The sequence below is a fragment of the Synechococcus sp. CCAP 1479/9 genome (assembly GCF_019038535.1).
In the GTDB taxonomy this organism is placed as follows: Bacteria; Cyanobacteriota; Cyanobacteriia; order PCC-6307; family Cyanobiaceae; genus Cyanobium.
On the sequence record NZ_JAFKRK010000003.1, the window covers coordinates 33,859 to 60,693 of the forward strand.

The 26,835-nt window shown below is 70.4% G+C and carries 18 protein-coding genes; 3 read left to right on the forward strand and 15 right to left on the reverse strand.

The genetic code is table 11. The features are described from left to right. Position 1: 1 nt before the first annotated feature. Positions 2–2,593 carry an ATP-binding protein gene (locus tag KUG38_RS01165; RefSeq protein WP_216918671.1) on the forward strand — a complete coding sequence of 864 codons (2,592 nt, stop codon included), beginning with the start codon at positions 2–4 and terminating at the stop codon, positions 2,591–2,593. A 61-nt stretch (positions 2,594–2,654) separates the two neighbouring features. Here KUG38_RS01165 and KUG38_RS01170 read toward each other — a convergent pair whose 3' ends face one another. The 6 genes from KUG38_RS01170 to KUG38_RS01195 all read right to left on the reverse strand — a co-directional run bounded on the left by KUG38_RS01170 (position 2,655) and on the right by KUG38_RS01195 (position 10,587). Next, positions 2,655–3,752: a GGDEF domain-containing protein gene (locus KUG38_RS01170; protein WP_286195490.1), complete on the reverse strand. Its 1,098-nt coding sequence runs from the start codon at positions 3,750–3,752 to the stop codon at positions 2,655–2,657. Between the two features lie 236 nt (positions 3,753–3,988). Beyond that, entirely contained in the window at positions 3,989–5,395 is a 1,407-nt protein-coding gene (locus KUG38_RS01175; protein ID WP_216918672.1) for a chloride channel protein, read from the reverse strand. Beyond that, entirely contained in the window at positions 5,392–7,179 is a 1,788-nt protein-coding gene (locus tag KUG38_RS01180; protein ID WP_216918673.1) for a TolC family protein, read from the reverse strand. Before KUG38_RS01180 ends, KUG38_RS01175 begins: the two co-directional genes overlap by 4 nt. Positions 7,180–7,194: 15 nt before the next feature. Beyond that, positions 7,195–8,541, reverse strand: coding sequence for a carbohydrate porin (locus tag KUG38_RS01185; RefSeq protein ID WP_216918674.1), 1,347 nt, complete (start codon positions 8,539–8,541; stop codon positions 7,195–7,197). 4 nt (positions 8,542–8,545) lie between these two features. Next, positions 8,546–9,628 (reverse strand): FUSC family protein, encoded by a 1,083-nt coding sequence (locus tag KUG38_RS01190; RefSeq protein ID WP_216918675.1) that lies wholly within the window; start codon positions 9,626–9,628, stop codon positions 8,546–8,548. Continuing rightward, positions 9,622–10,587: an FUSC family protein gene (locus KUG38_RS01195; protein ID WP_216918676.1), complete on the reverse strand. Its 966-nt coding sequence runs from the start codon at positions 10,585–10,587 to the stop codon at positions 9,622–9,624. The genes KUG38_RS01190 and KUG38_RS01195 overlap by 7 nt, the downstream gene beginning before the upstream one ends. A gap of 104 nt (positions 10,588–10,691) precedes the next feature. Here KUG38_RS01195 and KUG38_RS01200 point away from each other — a divergent pair, with 104 nt between their 5' ends. Further along, a complete protein-coding gene (locus tag KUG38_RS01200; RefSeq protein ID WP_216918677.1) occupies positions 10,692–11,195 on the forward strand; it encodes an MgtC/SapB family protein in 504 nt (167 codons plus the stop codon). Here KUG38_RS01200 and KUG38_RS01205 read toward each other — a convergent pair. From KUG38_RS01205 to rbp, 3 genes are read right to left on the reverse strand one after another with little or no spacing between them, the layout of a single operon-like run. After that, the gene (locus tag KUG38_RS01205) at positions 11,164–12,132 is read right to left on the reverse strand and encodes an LCP family protein (RefSeq protein ID WP_502988669.1); all 969 of its coding nucleotides are present in this window, start codon (positions 12,130–12,132) and stop codon (positions 11,164–11,166) included. The genes KUG38_RS01200 and KUG38_RS01205 overlap by 32 nt on opposite strands. A gap of 25 nt (positions 12,133–12,157) precedes the next feature. Beyond that, positions 12,158–13,987, reverse strand: a complete 1,830-nt coding sequence (locus KUG38_RS01210; RefSeq protein ID WP_216918678.1) for an ABC transporter ATP-binding protein — start codon at positions 13,985–13,987, stop codon at positions 12,158–12,160. Then, positions 13,984–14,400: an RNA-binding regulator gene (gene rbp / locus KUG38_RS01215; protein WP_216918679.1), complete on the reverse strand. Its 417-nt coding sequence runs from the start codon at positions 14,398–14,400 to the stop codon at positions 13,984–13,986. Before rbp ends, KUG38_RS01210 begins: the two co-directional genes overlap by 4 nt. Positions 14,401–14,685: 285 nt before the next feature. Here rbp and KUG38_RS01220 point away from each other — a divergent pair, with 285 nt between their 5' ends. After that, complete coding sequence (locus KUG38_RS01220) at positions 14,686–14,889, forward strand: DUF8633 family putative protein (protein ID WP_094584134.1); 204 nt, start codon at positions 14,686–14,688, stop codon at positions 14,887–14,889. 27 nt (positions 14,890–14,916) lie between these two features. On the opposite strand, the gene KUG38_RS01225 is transcribed toward KUG38_RS01220, so the two are convergent. The 6 genes from KUG38_RS01225 to KUG38_RS01250 form a co-directional block, all read right to left on the reverse strand. Further along, on the reverse strand, positions 14,917–15,165 hold the full coding sequence (locus KUG38_RS01225; protein ID WP_216918680.1) for a hypothetical protein: 249 nt from the start codon (positions 15,163–15,165) through the stop codon (positions 14,917–14,919). A gap of 116 nt (positions 15,166–15,281) precedes the next feature. Next, positions 15,282–17,204 (reverse strand): DEAD/DEAH box helicase, encoded by a 1,923-nt coding sequence (locus tag KUG38_RS01230; protein ID WP_216918681.1) that lies wholly within the window; start codon positions 17,202–17,204, stop codon positions 15,282–15,284. A 92-nt stretch (positions 17,205–17,296) separates the two neighbouring features. Next, positions 17,297–17,659, reverse strand: coding sequence for a phosphomannose isomerase type II C-terminal cupin domain (locus KUG38_RS01235; RefSeq protein ID WP_216918682.1), 363 nt, complete (start codon positions 17,657–17,659; stop codon positions 17,297–17,299). 412 nt (positions 17,660–18,071) lie between these two features. Then, positions 18,072–19,733, reverse strand: a complete 1,662-nt coding sequence (locus tag KUG38_RS01240; RefSeq protein ID WP_216918683.1) for an ATP-dependent DNA helicase — start codon at positions 19,731–19,733, stop codon at positions 18,072–18,074. Beyond that, on the reverse strand, positions 19,730–23,548 hold the full coding sequence (locus tag KUG38_RS01245; protein ID WP_216918684.1) for a UvrD-helicase domain-containing protein: 3,819 nt from the start codon (positions 23,546–23,548) through the stop codon (positions 19,730–19,732). The genes KUG38_RS01240 and KUG38_RS01245 overlap by 4 nt, the downstream gene beginning before the upstream one ends. After that, a complete protein-coding gene (locus tag KUG38_RS01250; RefSeq protein ID WP_216918685.1) occupies positions 23,545–26,826 on the reverse strand; it encodes an exodeoxyribonuclease V subunit gamma in 3,282 nt (1,093 codons plus the stop codon). The genes KUG38_RS01245 and KUG38_RS01250 overlap by 4 nt, the downstream gene beginning before the upstream one ends. Between the last annotated feature and the right edge of the window lie 9 nt (positions 26,827–26,835).

Consider the following 26,835-nt stretch of genomic DNA (forward strand, 5'->3'; position numbering starts at 1 on the left):
GATGACGAAATTCCCGCCACCACTTCGCTTCACGATTCCGGCGCTGATCGTCGCCAGTGGACTTTCATTGGGTGCCATCAAGTTTGCCCTTGAAGTTCAAGATGTTAATCGTCGATCCGAGCAAGGTGCCACCATCTATATGAAGTCTTCAGTGTCCCAGGCGGCGCGGATGGTCGACTATCTGTTTCGAACAGATGATGAAGGCGATCAAGTCGTTGCATTGATCAGCCAGCTGGGAACCAATCCAGGCTATCGGAGTGTGATCCTTTTCAACGACAGGAACATCGTTCTGCGTGCCAATGACTTCAGCCTGGTGGGCGAACCCCTGAAGGTGACATCTGCTGCACCATTGGCCTCCATCTTCTCCGAGACACGTCGTACCCTCCGGGGAACGGTTCGGCTCTCAAAGGACCGTCTTCATCTGTCGGCCATATATCCCATTCTGCTCAAGCCTCTGCCGGATGAACTGAAGCCATCTCGCGTCGGAGTCTTCTACGTTGATTATAGCCTGAAAGAGGTAAAAGAGAGTGCATTTCGAGAAGCACTGAGGCGAACGCTGGCCTTCAATGCTCTCCTGGTTGCTCTCGGAATCTGCGTTTGGCTCTTTTTTCAATATGCCCTGACTAGCCGGATCAGGAGGCTGATCGATGCCAGCCATGCTCTGGGGGAAGGAGACCTGGCGGTGAGGAGTGGATTGGGTGGCTCCGATGAACTGGCTGGGATTTCCGTGGCGTTTGATCAGATGGCGGAGAAAATGGAGCAGAATGCCGTCCACTTACAACGGCAGGTGCAAAGAGAGTTGATCCTGCGTGAGATCACGGAGCGGATTCTGACGTTTCTTGAGCTCAAGCGCATCTTCCAGGTGGCGGTCAATGAAATGCTTCCCTATCTTGCCGTGGACCGTGTAGCCATCTACCAGTTTGATCAAGAGTTCCAGTGCCATCGTGGTGCCTTCATTGCCGAGGCTGTGCGACCAGGCACGGAATCCTTGTTAACCGTTTCCATTGAGGATACGTGTTTCGACGATGCCTTGATCTCTCGCTATCTCAAGGGCGGAAACCAGGCGATTGACGACGTCGCGAAAGCTGACTTGGAGCCCTGTTATCGAGAGCTGCTTCGTGGCTTGAAGATTCAATCCAACCTGGTGGTTCCCCTGATCTGTGGTTCCCGTTTGTGGGGGCTGCTCTGCATGCATCACTCCAAGCGACCTCGCCGCTGGACAGAGGAAGATATTCAGGTCGTGAATCATGTCGCGAGCCAACTCAGTATCGCCATCCAACAGGCTGATCTGTTCACGAAGCTGGAGGACGAACTGCAGGAAAAGAAAATTGCTGAGGAACGGCTGATCGCCGTCAATGAGGAGCTGGCTTCCACCAACGACCAACTCGCCCGCTCGACGCGTCTGAAGGATGAGTTTCTGGCCAACATGAGCCATGAACTGCGAACCCCTCTGAATGGAATCCTCGGCATGGCGGAATCGCTGCAGGACAATATCTATGGTGAGGTTTCCACGATCCAACGCAAGGCGTTGGAGGAAATTGATCGCAGTGGCAACCATCTGCTGGAGTTGATCAACGATATCCTTGACATCACGAAGATCGAAGCTGGCAAGCTTGAAGTCCATCTCCATCCTGCCTCGATCAGTCTGCTCTGCCACTCCTGTGTCTCCACGATTCAGAGGATGGCGCAGGCCAAGTCGATCCTGCTGTCATCGAAGATTGAACCTGATCTGCCTCTCGTCCTGGTGGATGAGCGGCTGCTCCGACAGGTTCTCATCAATCTCCTGAGCAATGCCGTCAAGTTCACTCCCGAGGCGGGCACCGTTCGCCTTGAGGCCAGGTTGGTCCGTTCCCCAGAGGCGGCATCGGGCCAGGCCACGCTTGAGCTCTGCGTGATCGATTCGGGAATCGGCATCGACCCTGCGGATCAGGACAAGATCTTCCAGCCGTTCGTGCAGATCGAGAGTGGCCTGAATCGTCAGTTCACAGGCTCAGGCCTTGGCCTCTCGATCGTGAAGCGAATTCTCCTGGCCCATGGTGGTGACATCGGGGTGCAATCGACCCTGGGGCAGGGCACTCACTTCCGTGTCCAGCTTCCCGTCATGCTCGTTGCAGAGATGGCGACGGATAGTTCTGATGTTGGAACGGGGCAGGCTGGCTCTGCCGAACCTGACGCAAGTGCTCGCATGGATCGGCCATCGATCTTGCTGGCCGAGGACAGCCGGGTCAACCGGATGATCTATTCCCGGTATCTCACTGCCAAGGGATACCAGGTCCATGAGGTGGTCAATGGCCAGGAGGCGATCGATTTCCTGCAGGACCGTGTTCCTAGCCTGCTGATTCTCGATATGTCAATGCCGATGGTGGACGGCTTTGCGGTCCTGCGCATGATCCGCTCCAGTGACAGGCCAGAGCTGGCGGCGACCCCGATCATCGTGCTGACGGCCCTGGCGATGAAAGGCGATCGGGAAAAGTGCCTGGCTGCCGGTGCCAGCGAGTATCTGGCTAAGCCGGTCAAACTGCAACAGCTGGATCAGACGATCAGGTCAATCCTGGAGACGGCTCGCCAGAAAGGCTGGCAGGTTGGTGCTTGATCGCCGTTCATGTGGCCGCCAACGAATGCATTCCTGCCCCGAATGGCACGGGACGGCACGATCAGCCGATACGTTCCTGCAGCTTGCTTTTCACGTCTGCCCCGGTGCGATCGCCTTGTGTGGCGACCGGCTCAGGTGTTTCGCGAGCCTCCTCGTAGAAGCTCCGCAGCTTCTTGATCTCCTCCATCAAGGCCTCTCCATCGGCCAGGAGCTCGACAATCGTTTCATGCCGCTCCGGCTGATAGGCCGTGATGCCGAAGGAGAACGCGATGGAGTATCCCTTGTTCGTCAGTCTGTTGTCCTGGCTGAGGGCCTTCTTGATGCGATGGACAACGATCTCTGCCTGCTCCCGGGTCGCGTTGATCAGCAGGACCACAAACTCATCGCCCCCCAGCCTGGCCACCACATCGGAATCTCGGCAGACATCCTTGATCCGATCGGCCAGATGGACCAGCACGTCATCGCCCGCTTGACGTCCGTGGCGCTCATTGATGCGATGGAAATCGTCCAGGTCGAGATAGAGAAGCGAAACAGGCGTTGCCTGGCGCGTGCAAAGTTGAAGACTCTGCTGGGCAAGGGCCAGGAAGCCGCGTCGATTCTCAAGGCCGGTGAGCGGATCCCTGGTGGCAAGAAGTGTGGCGGCGACCTGCTGCTCGACCACTTTCGCCAGTTCCTTCAGGATCTCGATCTGATCCTCATCAAGGGTTCGGGGCACCCGATCGACGATGCAGATGGTTCCGATCTTGCGGTTGTCCACCGTCAGGGGACAGCCGGCATAGAAGCGAATATGGGGCTCGCCCAGGACCAGAGGATTGTCCTGGAAGCGTTCATCTCCAAGGGCATCCTGAACGATGAATGGATCGGAACCGAGAATCGTATGCCCGCAGAAGGAAACGGTTCTGGGGGTTTCTGAAACATCGAAACCCGCACAGGACTTGAACCATTGCCGGTTCTCGTCCAGGAGGCTGACCATCGCGATGGGCACCTTGAAGATGCTCCTGGCCATCCGGGTGAGGCGGTCGAAATGAGGGTCATCCTGCTGCGTGTCCAGCAGGCGGAGCGAGCGGACCTTGGCGAGTCGAAGCCGTTCGTCGTCTGGGGTCTCGGGTGGTTTCAATCGATCCCTCTCTGGGTCATGACTGGTCGACAGGACAATCATCGGAAAACGGAAGCGACGGGTTGAATCCCTGCTCCGGGGGCCGCGGTGGACACCGCCATCCTGAAATAGGGATTCCATCCGTTGCTGGAATCAATCCGTTGGGTTGGGATTGGCGATGCTCAGCCCTGAGTAATGACTACCGAGATTAGCCTGTTTTTCCTGTCGTTTCCGGCCATTGTTCCTTAGTGCCGACTTCAGCACTGCTGGCAGTGAAGGGAAGGAACGACGGCAAACTTTCAGTCATTTTTCAGTTTCTCTGCGATGCTCGAGTCGTGGGCGTCCAGCCAGCGTTCAAGCTGCACCTCGTTCCAGGTGTCCTGGTTCACCCAGCGGCCGATCGGTGCCGCCAGGCCGGCCACCAGCAGCAACCAGGGCAACAGCGCCATGGTCCCGGCGATCTGCATCACGAACAGCGCGCAGAACAGGGGCGTGCGGCAGGCTCCACTGAACAGGGCCGTCGCCCCGGTCCACACCAGCAGCTGCCGTTCCAGGGGCGGCAGGTCGCCGAGCAGGGGTCCGGCCAGCAGTGCTCCAAGTGACATCGCGTCGTGCATGACACCGCCAGGGGCGCCGATGGCGATGCTCAGCACCGAGGCGACCAGCCGCCAGGGGAGGATTTCCAGCCCCGGTCGATCCTCGCCGTAGGCCATGCGCAAGATCAGCAGCTGGCCGTCGTTGAGGCTCCAGCCATCGCTGGCGACGGCCGCCAGGCTGATCACCAGGGCGGCAAGCAGGGCCCAGATCAGGGGCCTGGCCAAGGGCGATCCCCCCGCCTTGGCTGGCCTGGCCAGCCAGCGGCCCCAGCACCCCGCCATCCAGGCGGTGGCGCCGCTGAACACTCCGCCCAGCCATCCCGCCCCGAGGGTGAGCAGCAGGGCGGGTGCGATCAGGTGGGGGCCCCCGCCCACCAGCAGGCTGACGCCGGCCTGGTGGGCGGGGGCTGCATCCGGGGTGCTGGCCCAGAGGCCGGTGGCGACCCCGAGCATGACGCCCGCTCCCGCGGTCAGCAGCGTTCCGTTGATGAGCGCCGCCGAACGCCGCCGGCAGAGTTCTTCGACGGCATAGGTGACCCCCAGCAGGACGGAGTTGAAGGCGATGCCCAGGCCGGCCCCGGCTCCGGTCGCCAGCAGCACCGGCAGGGGCAGGCGCCTCAGGGGGGCCACCCTCTCCCGCAGCGCCAGCAGCAGGCTCGCCCCCAGGGAGGCGGAGGGGGACTCCAGCCCCACCGTCAGGCTGGCGCCATGGGTGAGCAGCAGCAGCGGCAGCCGGGCCAGCTGACGCCTGAGATCCAGGGAGGCGAGGGCCGCGGTGCGGGCGGGACCCTGGTGCACCCGTTCCAGTTGCAGCGCCAGCACCCCGGTGAGCCCACCACCGCGGCCGCCCTTGAGGGGACCGTTCGCCAGCAGGGTCAGCAGCACCGTGCCGGCGAACACGAGCAGCAGGCTGCCGCCGGGGATGCCCCCATCCCCGCCCAGGGGCCAGGCCTGCTGGAGGCGAAAGCCCAGGGCCGAGAGCCACTGGTAGGGCTGCAGCATCAGCAGGAGCAGCGGCGCGACCAGGAGCAGGGCGACCACCTGACCGAGCCGCAGACTGCCGTCGCGGCGGGCGTCGGCGGCATCGATCGCTTCGGGGGGAATCGTCATGGGCTCCATTCCAGGCGCGCCGGAACCGCGGCATCCGGGTCCGTCGGCATGGGCAGCAGTTCGCGCAGCAGCTGGGCGTAGGTGATGTTCACGTTCACGGTGGCCTCCAGCCGCTGGACCAGGCTGGCGATCAGCCGTTCCTGGGTGTTGGAGAGATCCAGCTCGCTGCTCAGGCCCGCCTGGTACCGCAGGCGGGCGTCCCGGAAGGCCTCCAGGCTCGCCGCCACGCCCCGCCTGGCGGCCACCAGCCGCGCCAGGCTGGCCTCGTGGCCCAGGAAGGCCTGCTCGATCCGCAGCCGGATGTCGTTGCGCTGGGCGGCGTACTGCTGGGCCACCGCCGCACCCCGGCGGGCCAGGGCCCTGGCCTGGCCCCGGGTGGTGCCGGCGTCGAACAGCAGCCAGCTCACCGCCAGGCCCACCGACCAGTCGGTGCCGTAGGTGTTGAGGGAGGTGGCCACCGTGGTGCCGCAGCAGCCGCCGTCGGCGATGCGCACGTTCCAGTTGTTGGCGTTGCTGGCCCCGGCCCCGGCGCTGGCGAACAGCGACAGCTTCGGCAACAGCTCGGCAGCGACCGCATCCTTCTGGCGCAGCAGGGCCTCGCGGGTGGCCAGCAGGGCTTCCAGTTCCGGGTTGTCCCGGAAGGAGGCCAGCAGGCTGGCCTCCAGGTCGAGGGGCCAGCGCGGCTGCAGGCGGATCGGGTCGCTGGCGGTGGGGGTCAGCTGGGGTGGCAGGTTGAGCAGGGCCGCCAGCCGCCGGCGGGCGACCGCCCGTTCCGCCAGGGCCGCGATCAGCTGCTCCTGGCCGTCCGCTTCGATCGCCTGCCGCCGCAGCACGTCGAGCCGGGGCACCAGCCCGGCCTGCTTGAGATCCAGGCTGTCCTGCAGGATCAGCAGGTCGTTGCGCACGACGGCCTCGCGGATGCGCACCAGCTGGTCGGCCCGCTGCAGCTGGTAATAGCTCTCGCTCAGGGAGAGTTGCAGCCGCCGCAGGGCATCGGCGTAGTCCAGGCGGCTGCCGCGCAGTCGGGCCAGGGCGGCCCGCGCCTTCGATGTGCGGGCGAAATCCAGGAGCTCGTAGCGCAGCTCGAGGCCGCCGCTCACCCCGTTGGCGTTGTTGTTCAGGGAGCCCCTGCCGCCGGGGGGGATGAAGAAGGGGTTGCTGGGGGCGAACAGGGTCCCGGTGCCGGTGGGGGAGAAGAAGCTGGTGCTGGCCTGGTCGGTGCCACCGGCGGCGTAGGCGGAGATCCGGGGCCAGTAGGTGCCCATCTGGCTCTGCAGCTCGGCCAGGGCCGCCGCCACCGCTTCGCGGCGGGCCTGCAGGCCCGGACTGTTGGCGAAGCCGATCGCCAGCGACTGCTCCAGGCTCAGGGCCTGCAGCTGGCCCGGACGGAGATCGGCGGCCTCCGGCAGCGCCAGGGGCGGTAGGGGAAGGCTGTCCTGCGGTGGCCCGGGAAACGCGCTGGCTTCCGCAGGCCCCAGCAGCGCCTCCGGCAGCGCCGGCCTGGCGGACCCGTCACCGTGGTGGGGTGTCGCCTCGGCGGGCAGCAGCTCCTCGAGGGCACGGATCTGGCGATCCAGCTCGTTCCAGCGGCGCTCGAGACGTCGCACGTCGCCGGCGCTGGCCGCCGGCAGGGGTTGGCCCGCGACGGGCCCCGTTCCAAGGCCGAAGCTCAGCACCATCCCGGGCACCATCCCCGCGAGGATCCACCTGGCCAGGGGCCGCCCCGTTCCGCTGCCCCCCATGGCCTCCCGTTCCCCCCGTCCGGCGCCCAGTTTGCTCGACATCGGCCTCCCCGGCTCCTAGAAGCTGAAACCCAGCTGCAGGCCCGCCGCGAACAGGCCCGGCACGCGGCCGGCACCACCGGGATTGAGGATCCACTGGAGGCTGGGCTGCAGGTTGAACGACTGGTTGAAACGGATCTGATACCCCAGCTCCACCACCCCTTCGTGGCTCAGGCCGGGCTGGCTGATCGGACTGAAGCCGGTGCGGGCGACGCCAAGGATCAGCAGGTCGAGGGGACGGCCGGGCAGCACCCCCTGGCTCACCAGACCGCCGCCGATGTAGCTGGGGGTGGGATTGGCGGCCGTGTCGAAGCCCGCGGCAGTGGCGGCCCAGAGCCGGTGGTCGAGGCCCCAGGGCAGGGCCACGGGCACGGTGGCGCTGCCGTACAGGCCCCGGTTCGGCCCGGTCCCGGCATAGGCCGCCAGCTGCAGCAGCCCGCCGGGAAGCTGCCGTTCCACCGCTACCGGCTGGCCGCAGCTCTGCCCCCGGGGCCTGAGGCCACCCCCCTCGCGGCAGGCGGCGATCGGGGCCCCCAGCCGGCGGTTGAGCCAGGGAGCCGCGTAGCTCCACTGCAGCTGATGGGTCCAGCCCCGGCCGGGGGGAAGGCCGCTGGCGGTTCCCAGGAGCTTGGCGACCTCATCGGTGGCGGCCAGGTTGAAGCTGGCCAGCCGCAGGGTGGTGGCCGGGGTCGGCCGCAGCACCAGCAGGGCGCCCGGCGCCGCCACGGGAAAGACGGGGAAGTTCGGGATCGTGAACACCACCGGCGCCCCGTTGAGGGCGTCGTGGACGTAGAAGCCCTCGATCGGGGTGCTGAACAGGTCCGGGGCCATGCCCACCAGCCCCGCCTCCAGGCTCCAGCGACCGTCGTCGGAGCGGCGCTCCAGGCTGGCGCGGGTGGGCCAGAACCCCACCGGGTTGGCCACCTCCTGCAGGGGCAGCGCCGCCCCCAGCCTCTCGGCATAGGTGGGGTCGCCGTTGTAGGCGGCGATGGCCAGATGCATCGCCCATCGCTTCCATTCCCCTGCCGCCCCTTCGCCGGCGGGGGCTCGCAGGGTCAGGGCCAGGGTCGTCTGCTGGATCCAGTTCGCCTCCATCACCAGACCGCCGACGGGATTGGCCATCGGTTCGGCCAGGATCTCCAGATCCAGATCGACCCAGGCCGGGAGGCCCAGGGTCTGCTGGAGGGTGCCCCAGCCCGGCTCCAGCTGGATCAGGGGCGGCTCCGGTGGCGCCGGCTCAGCCCCGGGCCCGGGGGCCAGCGGTTCGGCGCTGCCGGATCCGGCAGCGGCCAGCAGCAGTAGCGCCTGCGTCAGCGCCCGGCGGCACCCGGGGGCCTGCGGAGGGGACGGGCGCGCTGCAGCCATGGCGTCAGCCGCTGGCCTCCCCCAGGGCCCGCCAGCTGTGCTCCGCCTGCTCGATGCTGCGCAGGGCCTGGCCGCAGAGCATCAGCCGGCTGGCATTGCGCTGCAGCAGGGGCAGATCGAACCTGTCCAGGTCCGGATCGTGCAGCGAGCGCTCCAGGTTCCCCCAGCGGGTCGGAGGGATCATGGCCTTGGCCGGTGGCGCCGGCCGATGGCGGTGCGGCACCTCGAGGCAGTGGCGCCATTGCTCCAGTCGCCCGGCCACCGACCGCAGCAGTTCGGCCTGGGCGCCGTGGAGTCCCTCCAGGGGCCCCCGATCCGCAGGGGTGTGCTCAAGGAGCCGCAGCCCGTCGACCACGCCGACCAGCTGGGAGCCGGCCCCGTTGAGGAGCTGGAACAGCCGGAACGTGGCATGGCTGGTGGGGTTGTTGCCGAGCTCATCGGCCACCGCCGGCATGGCCTGGCGCAGCGCCACCAGCTGGCGCCGCAGCCCCTGGGCCGTCTCCAGCTCCAGCTGCCGGGCGGCCACCAGGGCCCCCGGCGGCGCGGGGACGGCCGGAGCCTCGAGGCGGTCGGCCTGGGCGGTGAGGGCTCCGCTTAGCTCGGCCAGGAACCGCCGCAGCCGCTGCCGGTTGCCCTCCACCGCCAGGTCGGGCCAGAAGAGCCGCAGGCACAGCAGGGCCACCAGGATGCCGGCCGCGGTCCAGAACAGCCGCACCGGGACCCACATCCCCAGTTCACCGTCGTGGACCAGCCAGCCCATCACGATGATGTTGCTGCCCACCTTGTACCCCACCTCCAGCCCCAGCGCCCCCCCCAGCAGCCGCATCGCCACCAGGGACAGGCTCAGCCCCAGGGGCAGGGGCAGGTGACTGAGGCCGGTGAAGGAGACCACCAGCACCACCCCCCCCACCAGCGACCCCAGCAGCCGCTGGCGCCCCAGGCCGATGGAGCCCCCGTAGGTGCCGGTGCAGACCACCAGCACGGCCATCGGCGCGTAGAAGCCGTAGGCCAACGGGGCCAGGGACCCCAGCCCGTTCATCAGCCCGGCCGTCAGGGCCAGACGCAGCTCGGAGCGGCGGATCAGCATCGGGCCACCAGGCTCAGGGTCCGCAGGCTGGCCAGCAGCGGATGCTGCTCCTCGGCCAGGGCCAGCAGCGGCAGCAGCGGCAGGGAGCGGCGCCGGGCCAGGTTCTGCCAGGGCCCGGGGTCCGGGGCCAGGGCTGGAAGGGTGTCGCCGCTAAGCAGGGCGGCCATGCGTGCCATGCCGGCCTGCAGGGGATCGCCGGGCTCCGCGTCCTGGCCCAGGCGGTCGGGGAGGCCCCCCAGCAGGCGCTCCCACTGCACCCAGTGGTGCTGGACCGCGCCCCACAGCTGCAGCCGCTGCGACCAGTGCTGCCGCTGCAGCCGCTGCTGATGGGGGCCCCGTCGCTCCTGGGCGAGCAGCTGCTCCATCGCCACCAGGTCGTGGCTGAGCCTGGCCGGGGGCAGGGGCTGGGGCCGCTCGCCATGGCCCGCGAGCCAGCTCCGCTGCTGCACCAGCTGGGCGGCATAGCCCTGGCGCAGCCCGGCCTCCAGACGCATCAGCCGGTCGCATCCCCGCCGGGGCCAGAACAGCAGCCCCACCACGATGGCGATCACGCAGCCGACGGCCGTGTCCAGGGTGCGGTTGAACACGTAATCCCAGTTCAGGGCCACATGGCTGGGGATCATCAGGAACATCAGGCTGACCAGCGTCGCGGTCCCGGCGGCGGACTGCCAACCCAGCCAGCGCAGCAGGGGCAGCATCAGCAGCAGCGACACCAGCACCCCCGGCCAGCCGGACAGCACGGTGTGGACCAGGAAGGTGACCAGCCCTCCGGTGATGGTGCCGAAAACCCGCACCCTGGCGGCCTGGAGGCTGAGGTCGTCACCGTCCTCCATGACGGTGACCACGGCCAGCATCGGGTACCAGACATAGGCGATCCGCTCGAACCAGAGCGACAGGGCGGCGGTGAGGAACGCGGCCACCCCGAGCCTCAGGCTGTTGCGAAGCAGGGCGGACCGCACGGACCTCGTGGCGCTGGGCTGGCAGGAGCCTATGGAGGCCCATGGTCCATGGCCGTTGGCCGATGCGCCATGGTTGAACACCCCCCACCGTGCCGCGGACAGCCATGGTCCTCTCGCTGAGCCCGGATCTGGAGGCCCTGCTGCGGCTGGGCATGGCGGTGCTCTGTGGATTGGCGGTGGGCCTCAACCGGGCGCACCACGGCAGCCGCGCCCACCCCAACCGCCTGCGGGTTCATGTGCTGGTGGGGATGAGTGCCTGCCTGATGGTCCTGGCCGCCGGCCCCGATGCCCAGGCCCGCAGCCGCGTGATCCAGGGGGTGGCGGCGGGCATCGGTTTTCTGGGGGCCGGCGAGATCCTGGTGCCTCCGGTGCGCTCGAAGCACAGCATTCCGGAGGTGCGGGGCCTGAGCAGCGCCGCCTCGATCTGGTTCACGGCGGCCCTGGGGGTCACGGTGGCCGTCTCCAGCCCGGTGCCGGTGCTGATGGCCCTCGGCCTGGCCCTGATCACCCTCTCCGACCGTGACGGCCACCCGCCCGACGGGGGCAGCGACGAAGCTCCGGCTCCGGCGGAAGAGGTCAGAAAAGGAAACGGTGGCGGCCGTTCGTAGCGTTGGCCTGGCCTTCGTTGCCGGCCTCCAGGGGGTCGTTCTCCGGAGCCGGCCAGACGGCGTCCCAGTAGCTGATGCCGTCCTTGTAGAAGGGGCGGCCGTCCAGCCGCTCGGTGTCGAGCTGGGTGCTGCCCATGGCCGTGATCAGGCCCCCGAGCTCCATGGGACCGAGGTCGGTCTTGAGGTCCTTGCGGGCGGCCATCATCAGGGCCGGCAGCCGCACGAGGTACTCGGGCCGGGTGAGTTTGCGGAACAGGGACTTCAGGGCCAGCTGCTGGCGGTCCATGCGCCCCAGGTCGCCGGTCTCGTCGTGGCGGAAGCGAAGGAAACCCTCCAGATCCTTGCCACGCAGGGTCTGCACCCCGGGTTGCAGATCGATGGACAGCCCCTGGCTGCGATCGACGTAGAGCATGCGCTTGGGAACGTCGACCTCGATGCCCCCGAGCACATCGGCCATCTGGCGGATCGAGGAGAGGTTGACGACCAGGTGGTGCTGGATGGGGCGGCCGAGGCGCTGGGAGATCTCCCGCTTCACCGCCTCGATGCCGCCCAGGCTGTAGAGGGCGTTGATCTTGACCGGGCCGAAGCTCTCGGCCTCGATGTAGGTGTCGCGGGGGATCTGGGTGATGCTGGTGCGCTTGCCATCGATGCGCAGGGTGGCGATCACATCGGTGTTGCCACCGCCCACGTCGGTGCCCAGAATCAGGACGTCCTGACCGTCCATGCCGCCGCTCCAGGCGGCGAAGGGATTGGTCAGCGCCGGGTTGCCCCCGGCGGTGGCCCGGGCCGAGATCAGCTGGGCCAGGGGTCCGGCCAGCAGCAGGCCCGCCCCCAAGCCGCAGACCATGGCCAGAACCACGGGGGTGCGGCGGCGGGACGACCTGGGCTGGGCTCCCTTCCTGGCCTGGGCCTCGGTGCTCGGTTGAGAAATCTTCATTGAATCCACGCTAAGCCCACTGGGCTCAGCGCAGGGCCTCCTCCGGCCTCAGCCCCGTCTGCACCCGCCAGAGCGCCGCATAGGCGCCGTTTCTGGCCAGCAGCTCGTCGTGCCCGCCGCTCTCGACGATGCGCCCCTGTTCCATCACCACGATGCGGTCGGCGTGGCGGACCGTGCTCAGGCGGTGGGCGATCACCAGGGTGGTGCGGGAGGCGGTGATCCGATCGAGGGAGCGCTGGATCGCCGCCTCGGTTTCGTTGTCGACCGCGGCGGTGGCTTCGTCCAGCACCAGCACCGGGGGATCCTTAAGGATGGCCCGGGCCAGGGCGATGCGCTGGCGCTGGCCACCGGACAGGCGCAGGCCCCGTTCCCCCACCAGGGTGTCGTACCCCTGGGGCAGCGCCTCGATGAAACCCGCCGCCTCGGCCAGGCCGGCTGCCCGTTCGATGGCCGCGCGCGTGGCAGAGAAGCTGCCGTAGGCAATGTTCTCGGCCACGGTGCCGTGGAACAGGAACACCTCCTGGCTGACCAGGCCGATGGCGCGGCGCAGTTCCTGCAGGGACAGCTGCTCGATCGCCAGGCCGTCGAGCAGGATCCGCCCGCCCTGGATGGGGTAGAGCCGCAGCAGCAGCTTGACGATCGTGCTCTTGCCGGAGCCCGTGGCCCCCACGATCCCCACGGTGGCGCCGGCGGGAACCTCCAGATCGAAGGCTTCGAGAAGCCGCTCCCGGCCGCTGTAGGCGAAGTCGACCCGCTCGAAGCGGATCTGGCCGCGGACATCGGCGATGGGAAGCGCCAGGTTGCCGCTGGGGATGGCGACAGGGGTGTCCAGCAGGTCCATCACCCGGTGGGTGGAGGCCATGGCGCGCTGGTAGTCGTCGAGGGTGCGGCCCAGGGTGGTGAGCGGCCACAGCAGCCGCTGGGTGATGAAGACCAGGAACGAGTAGGTGCCGATGGCGATGGCGCCGCTCCAGGCCTGCAGTCCGCCGATCACGAGGATGGCGATGAAGGCGAAGAGGATCGCGAACCGGATCAGGGGGATGAAGGCGGCCGACAGGCGGATGGCCCGGCCGTTGCTGGCGCGGTAGGCCTGGCTCTGGGCGATGAGCCGCTGCTTCTCCCACGCCTCCGCGGCGTAGCTCTTGATGGTGAGCATGCCGCCCAGGTTGTTGCTGAGCGTGCTGGCCAGGTCGCCGGCCCGCTCGCGCACCTCCCGGTAGCGGGGGGCCAGGCGCCGCTGGAAGCGGAGCGACCCCCAGAGGATCACGGGGATCGGCAGGAAGGAGACGCCGGCCACCGTGGGGGAGAGGACCACCATGGCCCCGCCCACCGCCACAACGGTGGTGATCAACTGCAGGATGTCATTGGCTCCCTGGTCGAGGAAGCGCTCCAGCTGGTTGATGTCGTCGTTGAGGACCGTGAGCAGACGCCCGCTGCTGCCGGCCTCGAAGAAGCCCATCTCCAGGTGCTGGAGATGGTCGTAGGCCTCGATGCGCAGCTCATGCTGCACCGTCTGGGCAAGGCGTCGCCAGAGCAGGGCGTAGAGGTATTCGAACAGGGACTCGGCGCTCCAGATCAGGAACGAGAGCACCGCCAACACCCCCAGCTGGCCCGGCACCGTGGTGAAGCCGAGGCCGGCCAGCCAGGAGGTGCGCTGCTGGACCACCACATCGACCGCCAGACCGATGAGGACGGGGGGCGCGAGGTCGAAGAGCTTGTTGAGAATCGAGCAGGCGGCCGCCAGCCCGACGAGCCTGCGGTGGGGCCGCAGGCTGCGCAGCAGGCGTTTCAGCCCTGCCGCTGTCGGGGCTGGCTCCGTGGGGCCATCAACGGCCCTGGCCGCCGCCGGACTCACCAGCGATTGCCGCCGCCGCCGCCGCCACCGCCGCCGTAACCCCCGCCACCGCCACCGCCGTAGCCGCCGCCACCACCGGAGCGGCCACCGCCGCCACCGGGGCGACCGCCGCCACCGCCGTAGCCGCCGCCGCCGGAGCGGCCGCCGCCACCGCCACCGCCGCCACCACCTTCACGGGGCGTGGCCTTGTTGACACGGATCATGCGACCCATCCATTCGACGTCCTGAAGGTCGTCGATGGCCTTCTGCTCGGACGCATCGTCGGCGAGTTCGATGAAGGCGAAACCGCGCTTGCGGCCGGTCTCACGGTCGAGGGGCAGGCTGCACTGACGGACCTCGCCGTACTGGCCGAAGAGATCGAGAAGGTCCTCGCGTTCGGCCTGGAACGAGAGGTTGCCGACGTAGATGGTCATTCAATGAAAAAGCTGGAACGGATTCCTCCGGTGTCGGGAATCCCAGGGAAAGCAGGCGGTCGGCATGGAGCTGAGAACGGACCCAGGGTCGGGTCCGGTTCCGTTGGGCCCGAGCCGTCGATGCGTGCCGAAGGGAGCCAGAGCGGCATGGAATTCCCGGAAGCCTACAACCGTGACCCGGGCCACCATGGCGAAGCTTGAAGCAGATGCGAAGGAAAACAAAAAAATCTGCCCACCCCCGCCCGTGCCGCTCCATTGTCAGCAAACCCTGATCCAGTTGATCCCATGAAAGCCGCCCCTGTGCCCTGGAGCCTCACCTGGCGTGAGGATGGTGAGCTCGGTTCCCAGGATCTGTTCGACCTGCTGCAGGTCCTGGTGGCGAGCGAAAGTCACGAGGTCCAGATGACCCTGATCGCCGCCGTGGAGCAGCTCGCGGTGAGCGAGCTCCAGGTGACGGGCTGTGAGCAGGTCACCCGCCTCTGCGCCTGACGGCCTGGCCAGGTGCCTGATCGGGCTTCAGATCGGGTAGCGCTTCGAGGTGGCGTCCCGGCAGCTGCTGCGGGCCGAGGCGATGCTGCTGCCACTGGAGATGCGATCGGCCACACAGTCGCAGGCGAAGCTGGCCATGCCGTCCGGGGCCTTCTTCCCGGACTGGGCCAGCTCCGTCTCGAAGGCGGAGAGGCAGATGGAGCGCACCACCTCGAGGATGGGGCCGGAGGCCGCCTCAGCCGGGCGCTCCAGCGGCCCGAAGGACGCCAGAGCCACCAGGCTGAGGATCAGACCGGCCTGACCCGACCGCCGACGGGAACGCCGTGAGGGGAAAGGGGGCCGCTGCTGGGAAGGCATGGGGGAGTGGCGTGAGAAGCGCCGGTGAGGGGATGTCAGGAGCCCAGCCGGGAGATCTGAAGTTCCTTGTTCATCACCCGCAGCCGACGCAGGTCCGCGAAAACGTCGTCGGGCATGCCCTTGGGCAGGTCGACGGTGCTGTGGGCGTCGAAGATGCGGATCTTCCCGATCGATCGTCCGGCCAGGCCGGACTCGTTGGCGATGGCGCCGACAATGTTGCCGGGCTTGACCCGATCCCGCCAGCCCACCTCGATGCGGAACCGTTCCATGTTGTCCTCGGGACCGTCCTCGCCGCGTTCCTGGTGACGGTCGTTGAAGGGGCGGCGTTCCCCGCCCCGATCCCGCTCACCTCGGTCGCGGTCCCTGGTGGGGGCGCCGGCACGGCCCTGGCCCCAGCGCTCCTCGCCCTGCAGCAGCAGGGGTTTGCCACCCAGTCCGAGCTCCAGGGCGGCGAGGGCCAGCTGCTCGGGGGTGCAGGCCTGTTCCTGGGCCACCCGCTGCAGGATCTCGCCCAGCAGCGCCCGCTCTTCGGGATTGCAGGCGGGCTGCTGGAGGACGGTGGTGAGTTTCTGGCGCAGCCGGTCGAGGCGGTGCTGGTTGATGCTGGCGTTGCCCGGCACCTCCATCGGTTCGATGGGCTGGTTCACGGCCCGCTCGAGACCCCCGAGGAAGCGTCGCTCCCGGGGCGTTAGGAACAGGATCGCCTCACCGCTGCGCCCGGCGCGGCCGGTGCGGCCGATGCGGTGCACGTAGGCCTCCCCGTCGAAGGGGATGTCGTAGTTGATGACCAGGCCGATACGGTCGACGTCGAGGCCCCGGGCGGCCACGTCCGTGGCCACCAGCACATTGACCCGGCCATCCCGCAGACGCTCGATCGTGCGCTCCCGCTGGGTCTGGGGAACGTCGCCGTTGAGCACCGCCACGTCGTAGCCGTGCTGCTCGAGGGACTCGGCCACGGTGAGGGTGATGGCCTTGGTGCGGGCGAAGATGATCACCCCCTCGCTGCCCTCGGCTTCCAGCACCCGTTCGAGGGCCTCGAGCTTCTGGGGACCGTTGACCACCAGGTGCCGCTGGCGGATGCGGCGACCGTCGGCGGCCTTCTGGCGGATGGTGACCTCCGCCGGGTTCTTCAGATGGTTCTGGGAGATCCGCCGGATCTCCGGGGGCATGGTGGCGGAGAACAGCACCACCTGACGCTCGGCGGGCAGCTGTTCGAGCACCCACTTGACGTCGTCGATGAAGCCCATGCGCAGCATCTCATCGGCCTCGTCCAGCACCAGGCTGCGCAGCCCGGAGAGGTCGAGGGTGCCCTGGCGCATGTGGTCCATCACCCGCCCGGGGGTGCCGACGACAATCTGGACGCCCCGGCGCAGTTGCTGGATCTGGTCGCGGAAGTCGGCGCCGCCGTAGACGGGCAGCACCTTGACGCCCTTCATGCAGGCCGCGTAGCTATTGAAGGCCTCCGCCACCTGCATCGCCAGTTCGCGGGTGGGGGTGAGCACGAGCACCTGGGGGGTGCGCTGGCCGGGATCGAGGCGCTCCAGCAGGGGCAGGCCGAAGGCGGCCGTCTTGCCGGTGCCGGTCTGGGCCTGGCCCACCAGGTCGCGGCCGAGCATCAGCTCGGGGATGGCGGCCTTCTGGATCGGCGAGGGCTCCTCGAAGCCGATGGCCGCCAGGCCCTCCAGCAGTTCCCGGCGCAGGCCGAAGGCGGCGAAGGCGCTGACGGGAGCCGCCGTTTCGGGAGCTGTCGTTACGGTGGCGGCCGTTTCCGGGGCGGCGTCATCGGAAGCGATGGCGGCCTGGGGAGTTGCGGATAGGGGCGCTTCGGGGAGGTCGCGGTCGGCGGCGCTCTCCAGGGCAATGGAGGAGGGCGCGTTCACGTCCTCGCAGGGCTGCGCGAGGGCCGCCTGGGAATCGGCAGCACCGACGAGGGTGCTGCCGTCAATGATCTGGGTCACGGGATGCGGGAGCCTGGTGAATCCTTTTCAACGCAGGCCGGCAGCGGACCGTTGGAGATGGGTGCCGTGCACCCGGGCTGCCTTGCCCTTGCTCAAAGGTTGAAATCAGACTTTACCACCCTTCCGTAATCGTCGTCGAAACGCTCGATGTCCTCCTCCCGCAGCTCCTCGCCCAGCTGCACTTCGATGATCTCCAGATCGGTGGCTCCGGCCGACGCCCGGTGCAGGCCGCCCCGGGGGACGAACAGGGTGGCGCCGGGGAAGGCGGTGATCGAGCCGCCGTCGGCCTCCATCACTCCCTCGCCCGCCGCCACCACCCAGTGCTCGCTGCGCTGACGGTGGCGCTGCTGGCTGATGCGCTGCCCCGCCGTGATCCGCAGGCGCTTGACAAGGTAGCCGGGGCCTGTGGCGAGGGTCTCGAACCATCCCCAGGGTCGCTGGACCCGCTCAGCCATCGCGTTGCTCTCCTGGGATCGCAGGCAGAGACACGGTCAGCGGGTCGGGAACGATGGCGGCGGGAGGGGGCGAGGGGATGGAAAAAAGACTGACCGGAACCACCTGGGGCCAGGGAATCCATGGGGTTGTCCCTGTCGACCTCGGGGCACCTGAAAGGGTTGATCCGGTGGGGCCGGTTCGCACCTTCGTGACGATGCAGGAGGGCATTCCTCAAAGGGGGACTCGAGGAATCAAGGGGCTCCCGAAAAGGGAGAGATCCCAGCGGTGGAGACTATTGGAGCAGGGGCTCCGGTGAGTTCGGCCCGGGTGAACCGCGCCGATGGACGAAGTATGGAACAGGGGTCGGAGCTGCCCCCGTGCGGTTCACTTTTCGTAGACACATTGCCGGCTGTGGCGATGAATGAAGAAGCCTTACGGCTCCTCCCCGGCCGCGGGCCCGTCCTCCCCGGCGCTGAGCAGCAGGGCCCTCTGACGCGCCCGGGTCAGGGCGGTGTAGAGCAGCCGCCCGTCGCGGGCGGCGCCGCTGGGCAGCAGCACGATCACCTCCTCGGCTTCACTGCCCTGGGCCTTGTGGACCGTCAGGGCCAGGGCCGGCTCGGCGGCGCCGCCCAGCTGGCCGGGGTGGATCCAGAGCGGCTCCCCCTCCCCGTCCCCGAACAGCAGGCGTGCCGAGGGCCCGGGGCCGCCCACGAGCACGCCCACATCGCCGTTGGCCAGGTCCAGTTCCGGCAGGTTGCGGCGGCAGAGAACGGGGGTGCCCGGGGGGAGATCCTGAAGATCGCCCTCCCGACGCCCCCCCAGCAGGGTGCGGTGGATCGCCTCCAGACCCCAGCGGCCCTGGCGCTGGGGCGCCATCACTAGCAGGCGGTCCCGTTCGGCCAGCAGCGCCCGGCATCCCTGCTCGGAGCCCGGCCGGCAGCGCCCCGCCAGCCGGGCCAGCTCGGCCTGGTGGCGGCGCAGCCGCTCCAGCAGCTCCGCCGGCAGGGTCCGGGGGGAGCAGGGGCGCCACTGGAGGTTGTCGGTGCTTTCCAGGGCCTGCAGCAGCGGGCGGATGGCGGCGATCGGATCCGGATCCTGCGGGCCGGCGGCGGCCCCCAGTCCCTGGCGCAGGGCGGCGGCCACGGCGGCGATGGCCCCGGCGTTGCGGTAGGTGGTGGTCAGGGTGATGGCGGCGTCCCCCAGCCGGCGGCGGTGTTCGGGCCGCTGCAGGTCCTCCAGCACGGCCCCGGGGGCGATCGGCGGCAGCTGGGCCGGGTCGCCCACCAGCACCAGCCGACAGGTGCTGGGCAGGGCCTCCAGCAGGGCCCCCATCAGACCCAGATCCACCATCGAGACCTCATCCACCACCAGCAGGTCGAGGTCGAGGGGCCGGCCGCGGTGGCGGCCGAAACGGTCGCCGCGGCTCTCCAGCAGCCGGTGCAGGGTCGTGCAGGGAAGGGTGCCGCCGGTGGCGGTCCGCAGCCGGCCCGCCGCCTTGCCGGTGGGCGCCGCCAGATGGACGCGGGCGTCGGGCTGGCTTGCCCGCTGGGCCGCGATCATCGCCGCCACCGTGCTGGTCTTGCCGGTGCCGGGTCCCCCCTCCAGCAGCACCAGTCCGTGGCGAAGCACCGCCGCCACCGCCTGTCGCTGCCGGGTATCGAGGCTCCGGGGGGCGCCGGGAGCCGCAGCGTCGGGGGCCGTCGAGCCAGGCCCCTCGTCGTCGGCGCCCGGCTCGACGGCCCCGGCGCGAGCGATCAGGGCCTCGATCACCGCCCGCCGCTGCCGCTGCCAGCGGCGCCACTGCAGCCGATCCCCATCCAGGGCCAGGGGCCCGTCCGGATCGCTGCAGAGCGGACTGGCCGCCAGGGCCTGGCGGTGCCCCTCCGGCCAGGGTCCTTCGCTCACCTCCGCCGGTCTCGGACCCCGCAGGTCCAGCTCCAGCTCGCCCCGGGCCAGGGCGCCGGTGAGGGCGGCGATCAGCTCGCCGACCAGGGGATCGGGGGGGGTGCCGTGCAGGCGGGGCAGGGCTTCGGCCAGGCCGAGGGCCAGGGCTGCCACCCAGGGCTGGGGGGTGGGGAGGAAGGGATCCCTCATGGCGCCTCCTCACCGGCGGCGGCATGGCCGCCCAGGGCCCTGTTGAGGGCCAGGAGCCTGCCCAGGGGCGGGCGCTCCACGAACATGCCCGGCACCGCTCCGCCTGGGGCCTGCGCCCCCGCTTCTCCGGGTGCCCCGCGCAGGAAGACGTAGGCGTACCCCCCCAGATGGCGCTCGGGGTCGTAGCCGGGCAGGCGCCAGGCCAGGTAGCGGTGCAGGGCCACCAGGTAGAGGTGGGCCTGGAGGGGGTAGTGGCTCTGGGCCATCAGGGCGGCCATCGCCTCCCGGCCGTAGTGGCAGGGGCCGCAGGCCAGGGGCTTGCCCTCGCCGTCCCGCCGGCCCAACCAGTTGCTCTTCCAGTCGGCCACCCACCAGCGCTCCAGGCCATCGGCATCCGTGGCGGTGAAGATCAGGTCGATCGAGCCGGTGAGGAAGCCGCGGCTGGCCACCGGCAGGCTGCCCACGGTGGCGGCGTAGGCGGCACCGAAGGCGCCGCCGGGATGGTCCGCGAAGGCCGCCGCCAGCTGCGCCGCCCTGACGAAGCCGAGGGTCAGGTCGAAGCTGAGTTCGTTGAGCCGGCGCTCCGGCCCGAGATCGGCCACCCGCAGGGACCCCAGCCCGCCGCCGAAGGGGGTGAGGCGCACCTGCTCCAGGCCCCGCAGCAGCGGCTCCAGGTCCTCCGCCTCCAGCCCGGCCCGGCGCAGCTCCCGTTCCACCAGCTCCCGGCTGGCCGGCGTGTCGGTGGGAACCCGGTAGTCCAGCTGCTCCAGCATCCGGTGCAGACAGTCCCCGGCCCCCGGGCCGCGGGCGAAGCCGGCCAGGGGACCCTGCTCTGGCCACAGGGCCGCGTCCCCCCCTTCCGGAGCCTCGCCTTCGGGGCTGGGATCGCTGGTGTCGCGGCCCTGGTCGAGGGCCGCCTCCGAGACGCCGGCGCCGTGGGCGGAGCGGGTCCAGCCGGTGTAGCTGCTGCGGCTCCAGCTCGTGTCCAGCGTGCGCTGGGGCACCGGCCCGCAGCGCAGGGCATCGGCCGCCGCCGGCGCTGGCGCCAGCGTCCGCGGGGCGCCCGGCTCCGCGGCGACCAGGCGCAACTCGAGCCCCAGGGCCCGACGCCCGATCTCCTCCTCCAGCCGCAGGAGCCAGTCCCCGTCGCCGCGCCCGCCGATGGGGGCATCGTCCTCGGGGTCGGGCAGGGGGTCGTCTGGGAAGAGCCAGGGGAACAGGGGGTTGGCCTGCTGGCCCTTCGCCGGCCCCCAGGCGAGCAGCAGCAGGTGCTGGGCCCGGGTGACGGCCACGTAGGCCAGCCGCTCCCGCTCGGCCCGTTCCGCATCCCGGTGCTGGCGGAGCGCCGGCCATCCCCGTCCCCAGGCAGGACGGAGGTGGAGGTCGAGGTGGGCGCCGGCGCCGCCGGGCGGATGCCAGCGGAGGCCCACCCGGTGGCCGCCGGCGGGGGTTGTGCCGGCCGCCTGCCACAGGTAGGGACAGATCACCACGGGAAACTCCAGTCCCTTGCTGCGGTGCACCGTGATCACCGTCACCGCCTCGTCGGCCTTGTCACTGTGGGCCTGGTGCGACTCCGGGATGGTCCCGCTGGCCCGGGTCTGGTCGAGGCGCAGGCGCCGCAGCCAGTCGGCGGCGGCCACCAGGGAGAGCCGTTCGACGTGCAATCGCTCCTGGAGCAGTTCGGCCACCTGCTGCAGGTCGGCCAGCAGCCGCCCGCTGACGCTCAGCCGGGCCAGCCCCACCCCGTCCACCAGCCGCGACAGCACCCCGAGCGGTCCCTGATGGGGCAGGTCCCGGGCCAGGGCCTGGAGCCGGCCGGCCAGTTCGCTCCACTCGGCCGGTGCGGCTTCGGCGATCCGCTGCGCCGACCAGCCCAGCAGGGGGGAGGCGGCCAGCAGCCGCAGACGGCCGGGATCGGCCGGATCGGCCAGGGCATCGAGCAGCCGCTGCAGGGCGGTGGCGGCCGGGCTGGCGAACACGTCGGCCTTGCTCACCAGTCGGCTGGCGATCTGGCGCCGCTCCAGGGCGCTGCGCAGTTCCTCCGCCTGGCGGTGGTTGTGGACCAGCAGGGCGATGTCGCCGGCACGCAGGGGGCTGGGCGGCCGCCCGTCGCCCACCGCCAGGGCGGGGGCCTCCTCCAGCAGCTCCAGGACGGCGTCGGCCACCAGAGCGGGCAGGCGGTCCTCCAGGCCACCCCGGCTCGGCAGGGAGTCGCCCGCCCCCCGATCGCCCCCCAGCCAGAGCAGGCGCACCGGCGCCATGCCGTCGGGTCCGCTCCGCCGTGAACGGGCCAGCACCGCCGGCACCGGCAGGCCGGAGCGGGGCAGGCCCGCCGGTGCCATCAGGGCGTTGAGGCTCCCGATCAGCGCCGGACTGGAGCGGCGGTTCTCCTGCAGCGCCAGCACCCGCGCCGCGCTGCGGCGGGCCAGCCGGTAGGTGTCCAGGTCACCGCCGCGGAAGCGGTAGATGGCCTGCTTCGGATCCCCCACCATCACCAGCAGGTGGGCGTCGCCGGGGAAGGCCAGCCGCAGGATCCGCCACTGGACCGGGTCCGTGTCCTGGAACTCATCAATCAGGGCGGCCTTGTAGCGCTGCCCCACCGCCCGCAGCAGGGGGGTGGGGGCGGTGGCGTCCGGGCCGGGGTCGAGTCCCTCCAGCAGCTGGGCGAAGCCGATGCTGCCGCTGCGGGCCCGGCGTCGGGCCAGCTCCGCCCCCCCCCAGTGGCAGCCATGCAGCAGCACCGCCTCCGCCGGGCCTTCCCGCAGGGCGGCCACCGCCTCCAGGAGCCCGTGGCCGGGCAGCCGGATCTCCCGCTCCGCCCCTTCCGCCTTGCGGGCCGCCCGGCAGAAGGGCTCGGGGTGGAAATAGGACCCCAGTTCCTTCTGGGCCATCAGGGCGGCGTAGCTGCCGCCTTCGGGCTGCTGGGCGAGCCAGGCGTCGACCAGCTCGCTGCGATCGCTTCTGGGCCTGACGGCATAGGGCGTGGTGGCGCTGGCACCGGTGGCCCGCCATTCCGCAGCGGCGGCGCGGAAGGTCTGCTCCAGGTCGCCGCCCCCGTCCAGCCAGGCCTGCCGGAACCGTGCCCAGGGCTCCTCCCAGAGCGCCGTCAGCTGCGCGGCCAGCGGCCGCTCCAGGCCCAGGCCCGCCGGCAGGGGATCGAGGGCCAGGCCAGGGTCGCCATCGAGCAGCAGCAGCAGCCGTTCCAGATCCCCCAGGTCGATGGCCTCCGCCAGCCCCTCCACCAGATGCAGGGGAAGGGCCAGCACCTGCTGCTGCCAGTAGTCATGGGCGACCTGGCGCACCAGGTCGCCGGCGTCGGTCTCCAGCGTCAGCTCAGGGGGGCGGGCGGCCTCCATGGCGTGGCGCCGCAGGGTGCGCTGGCAGAAACCGTGGATGGTGGTGATGTCGGCGGCGTCGAGCTCCTCGAGGGCCAGCAGCAGCAGGCCCTGCACGGTGGCGCGGGCGCCAGGTTCCCCGGGCTGGCGCTCCAGCCATTCGGCCAGCACCGGATCGGGCGCCGTCCAGCCGTCTGGGGGCTGGAGGCCGGTGAGGGCCTGGAGTCCGGTGAGGGCCTGCTGGAGCCGGCGGCCGATGCGATCGCGCAGCTCCGCCGCCGCGGCGTTGGTGTACGTCACCACCAGCAGCTCGCGCAGGCCGAGCCGCTTCTCGGCCAGGAGCCGCAGCACCAGATGGGCCAGGGCGAAGGTCTTGCCGGTGCCGGCGCTGGCCTCCAGCAGCACGACGCCGTCATCGAGGCTGACGTCGTTGGCCTCGAAGCGCTCGGGCCCGCAGGGGCCGTCGCCGGAGATGGTCATCGCTCCACCTCCGCCGCCAGCAGGGGGGAGAAGAGGTCGCTCGCCAGGGCCAGGACTTCCGGGGTCAGCAGATCGTCCGCCGGCAGGCCGGCGCCGAAGCAGGCCTCCATCTCGGCCCGATCCCGCTCGCCGGCGTGGAAGCCGGACCCCTCCCAGGTGCCGGCGGCCCGGGCCCGTCCCTGGCCGGGTTTCTTCCGCTCGCCTGCCACGTGGCTCCAGCCCGTCTCCGGCGGCACCGGCCACCCCCTGCTGCGCCACTGGCGCTGCAGGCCGGCCAGCCGCTCCAGTTCATCCCGTGCCGCCTCCGGGTCCGGTGCCGTGAGCTCCATCACCGGCACGTAGCCATCGCCGTCCCGGGCGATCAGCACCCCCCGGCGTGGGGGGGGACCGGCGGCGCTGGCCAGCAGAAGCTGGAGCCAGAGCTCCAGCCGGTGGCTGACCCGGGCCTGGGCCGTGTGGGCCAGCACGACGGCCTCGCCCCGCCAGGGGATCGCGGCCTGCCAGGGGCCCCAGTGGTGGCTGGGTCGCCGGGGCGGGCCGAGGGCCTCCAGGGCGTTCACCAGGCCCGTCCAGCGGCGCTGCAGGAGTTCCGCCTCCATGGCGCCCGCCGCCCCTGGCGGCAACAGGCCCTGGCCCCGGTACCGGTCGAGCCAGTCGGCGGCCTCCCCGGGGGCCGCCTCGCCAGGATCCGCTTCGCTGCGCTGCAGGGTCCCCCGCAGCAGGGACGAGCGCTCCCTCTCCCCCAGGGCCAGGGCCTCGAGGTCGTCCACCCGCTTCTCCCACTCCCCAGGCCGCAGGCCCAGGGACCTCAGCCAGTGCGTCTGGGGTGCCACCAGCCAGTCCCGCAGGTCGGCGTAGGCCTCGCTCTCGCCGGCGGGGGGAGCCTCCCGAGGGGTCGCTCCGGCCAGCAGCGCCGGTGGCGGTGTCGGCCGATCGCCGGCCAGGCGGCGCACCGCCTCCAGCAACCGCCGGTCGCAGCTGGGGGCCTCCCGCCCGGGGGCGGGCAGGAAGTTGCGCCGGTCGAGGGGATTGGCGGCGTGCTCCACCAGCAGCCGCCCCATGGCCTCCGCATCCAGCGGGCCGGCCAGCCACTGCAGCCATTGGCCCACCGGTCCCGAGGGGGGCAGGGCGGCGCCGGTGCGGTCGTCGCGGCAGCTCCAGCTCAGCAGCAGGTGGTCCCGGGCGGAGAGCAGGGCCTCCATCAGCACGTAGCGGTCCTGGTCGGCGGGGTGGGGATCGCCGAGCTGGCGCTGCCCCTCCATCAGATGGAAGGCGGGCCGGTCGCCGGGCCGGGGAAACAGGCCCGCATCCAGCCCCATCAGCACGATCACCCGGTAGGGGATGGCCCGCATCGGTTCAAGGGCACTGATGGTGAGGGCGCCGCTGCGGTGGCCGAAACGGCCGCTCTCGGCCCCGAGCAGCTCCCGCAGCGCGGCCGCCGCCACCGACGCTTCCAGGGACAGGGCGCAGGCACCGGCGGCCGTCTGCCAGGCGTCGATGGCCCCCATCAGCTCGGGCCGCTCGCCGGCATCGTCGTCGGTGTCCCCGAAGAGGTCATCGATCAGCCGTCGCAGCCGCTCTGCCCAGACACCCACGGTGCCGCCCCGGCGCAGCTCCGCCAGCCAGTGGCGCAGCCGCCCCAGCAGGTGCAGCCAGCGGCCGGCCAGCTCCAGGGGGACCCCCGCCTCCCAGGGGGCGGTCTCCCCGGGCGCCAGGCCCGCATCGGCGGGCAGCACCAGGCCAAGCAGCAGCCGGTCGATCGTCCAGGCCAGGCTGTGGCAGAGCGGGTCCTTCTCCTGGCCGTCCAGGCCCCAGCGGAAGCCCGCCTCCTGCAGCGCCTCCACCAGGCGGGTCGCCTCGGCCAGCTCGAGACCGAACCGCTCCAGCAGGGGCCGGCAGCCCAGCAGGGTCTCCAGGCCGGTGGCGGTCAGCCGGGTGCCGGCCAGCTCCAGGAGCAGCAGCAGGGTGCTGCCCATCCCCGCCCCGTCCTGCTGGCTGCGGTCGGTGAGTCGCCAGGGGAGTTCCACGCCCGTGGCGTGGCCATCGCCGAACACCGAAGCCACCAGGGGGGCGAATCCGTCGATGTCGGGCGTCATCACCAGGATGTCCCGCGGTTCAAGGCCGGGGTCGGCCGCCAGGAGCTGCAGCAGGCGGTCGCGCACGATCTGCACCTGGCGCAGGCGACCGGGACAGGCGTGGAACTCCAGGGAGTGGTCCTCCGGGTCCATGGCCAGCGAAGGGATCCTGTCCGGATCGGCCAGCTGCTCCTGCAGCTGGGCCAGCAGGGGGGCCGGTGCACGGCCGCTGGCGGGCCAGAAAAAGAGGTCCCGTTCCTGCTCTTCCCCCAGCTGGGCCTCGCCGGTGCCTTCGAGCAGTTGCTGGAACTCTCCCCCCAGGCGGCCGAAGCGGGCCTCCAGGCCCGGGGCCTCCAGCAGCCAGGCGGCGTCGAGCGGCTGGCGCAGGGCCAGGGCGTCGCTGAGCTCCCGGCGGCGCTCGCCGCAGCGCTGCCAGAGATCGCGGCAGGGCGTCAGCAGGTAGAGGTCCACATTGCGGTGCCGGCTGAGGGCCTGCAGGAGCTGCACCTGGATCGGCGCCATGCTGCTCAGGCCGAAGAGTCGCAGGGGCGGGCCGCCCGCTTCGGGGCAGGGGCCGCCGCGGCGCAGCCGGGCGATCAGTTCCTGCACCCGGCGTCCGAACGGTTCGGCGCCCAGTTCCGCCCGCAGGGCGCGGTAGAGCAGGGGCTGCCAGCACTGGCTGTCCGGCAGCGGCCGGCCGTGGCCATCGACCGCCTGCCCGCCCTCCCAGGCCCGCAGCAGCTCGGGCCGGTACAGGGCGTAGTCATCGAAGGCATCGGCGATCGCCCGCCCCAGCTGCCAGTGGCCCAGTTCCAGCTGGGCTCCCGCCCCCCTGTCCGCAAGCCAGCGGCGCAGCGGCTCCCCTTCCGGTGCGGCGGCGACCGCCGGCAACAGGCCCAGCAGGGGCCAGACGAGGCGGTCGGCACGCCAGGGATCGATGCCTCCGGACGCGGGAACCTCCCCGGTGGGCGCCAGCAGCTGGTCGACCAGCTGGCGCAGGTGGCTGCCCGGGAAGGGAAAACGCAGGTTGGCGGCGATGCCGCCGAGGTGTTCGGCCAGCTGCTCGCCGAGCCAGCGGCTGGTGGGCCAGGTGTTGACCACCACCTGGACCTGCTCGAACGGATCGGGCGGGTACAGGCGGAGCTGGGTGGCCAGCACGCGGGCCAGAAACTCGGCCCGGTTGCTGCGAAAGACCGTCAGCAAAGGGGCGGG

Excerpts from the sequence above, each read along its gene's own strand:
- KUG38_RS01170 (WP_286195490.1), bottom strand. The coding sequence starts at position 3,752 with ATGATTGTCCTGTCGACCAGTCATGACCCAGAGAGGGATCGATTGAAA.
- KUG38_RS01240 (WP_216918683.1), bottom strand. The coding sequence starts at position 19,733 with ATGAGGGATCCCTTCCTCCCCACCCCCCAGCCCTGGGTGGCAGCCCTG.
- KUG38_RS01185 (WP_216918674.1), bottom strand. The coding sequence starts at position 8,541 with ATGGCTGCAGCGCGCCCGTCCCCTCCGCAGGCCCCCGGGTGCCGCCGG.
- KUG38_RS01190 (WP_216918675.1), bottom strand. The coding sequence starts at position 9,628 with ATGCTGATCCGCCGCTCCGAGCTGCGTCTGGCCCTGACGGCCGGGCTG.
- KUG38_RS01200 (WP_216918677.1), top strand. The coding sequence starts at position 10,692 with ATGGTCCTCTCGCTGAGCCCGGATCTGGAGGCCCTGCTGCGGCTGGGC.
- KUG38_RS01205 (WP_502988669.1), bottom strand. The coding sequence starts at position 12,132 with ATGAAGATTTCTCAACCGAGCACCGAGGCCCAGGCCAGGAAGGGAGCC.
- KUG38_RS01245 (WP_216918684.1), bottom strand. The coding sequence starts at position 23,548 with ATGACCATCTCCGGCGACGGCCCCTGCGGGCCCGAGCGCTTCGAGGCC.
- KUG38_RS01175 (WP_216918672.1), bottom strand. The coding sequence starts at position 5,395 with ATGACGATTCCCCCCGAAGCGATCGATGCCGCCGACGCCCGCCGCGAC.
- KUG38_RS01235 (WP_216918682.1), bottom strand. The coding sequence starts at position 17,659 with ATGGCTGAGCGGGTCCAGCGACCCTGGGGATGGTTCGAGACCCTCGCC.
- rbp (WP_216918679.1), bottom strand. The coding sequence starts at position 14,400 with ATGACCATCTACGTCGGCAACCTCTCGTTCCAGGCCGAACGCGAGGAC.
- KUG38_RS01180 (WP_216918673.1), bottom strand. The coding sequence starts at position 7,179 with ATGTCGAGCAAACTGGGCGCCGGACGGGGGGAACGGGAGGCCATGGGG.
- KUG38_RS01165 (WP_216918671.1), top strand. The coding sequence starts at position 2 with ATGACGAAATTCCCGCCACCACTTCGCTTCACGATTCCGGCGCTGATC.
- KUG38_RS01220 (WP_094584134.1), top strand. The coding sequence starts at position 14,686 with ATGAAAGCCGCCCCTGTGCCCTGGAGCCTCACCTGGCGTGAGGATGGT.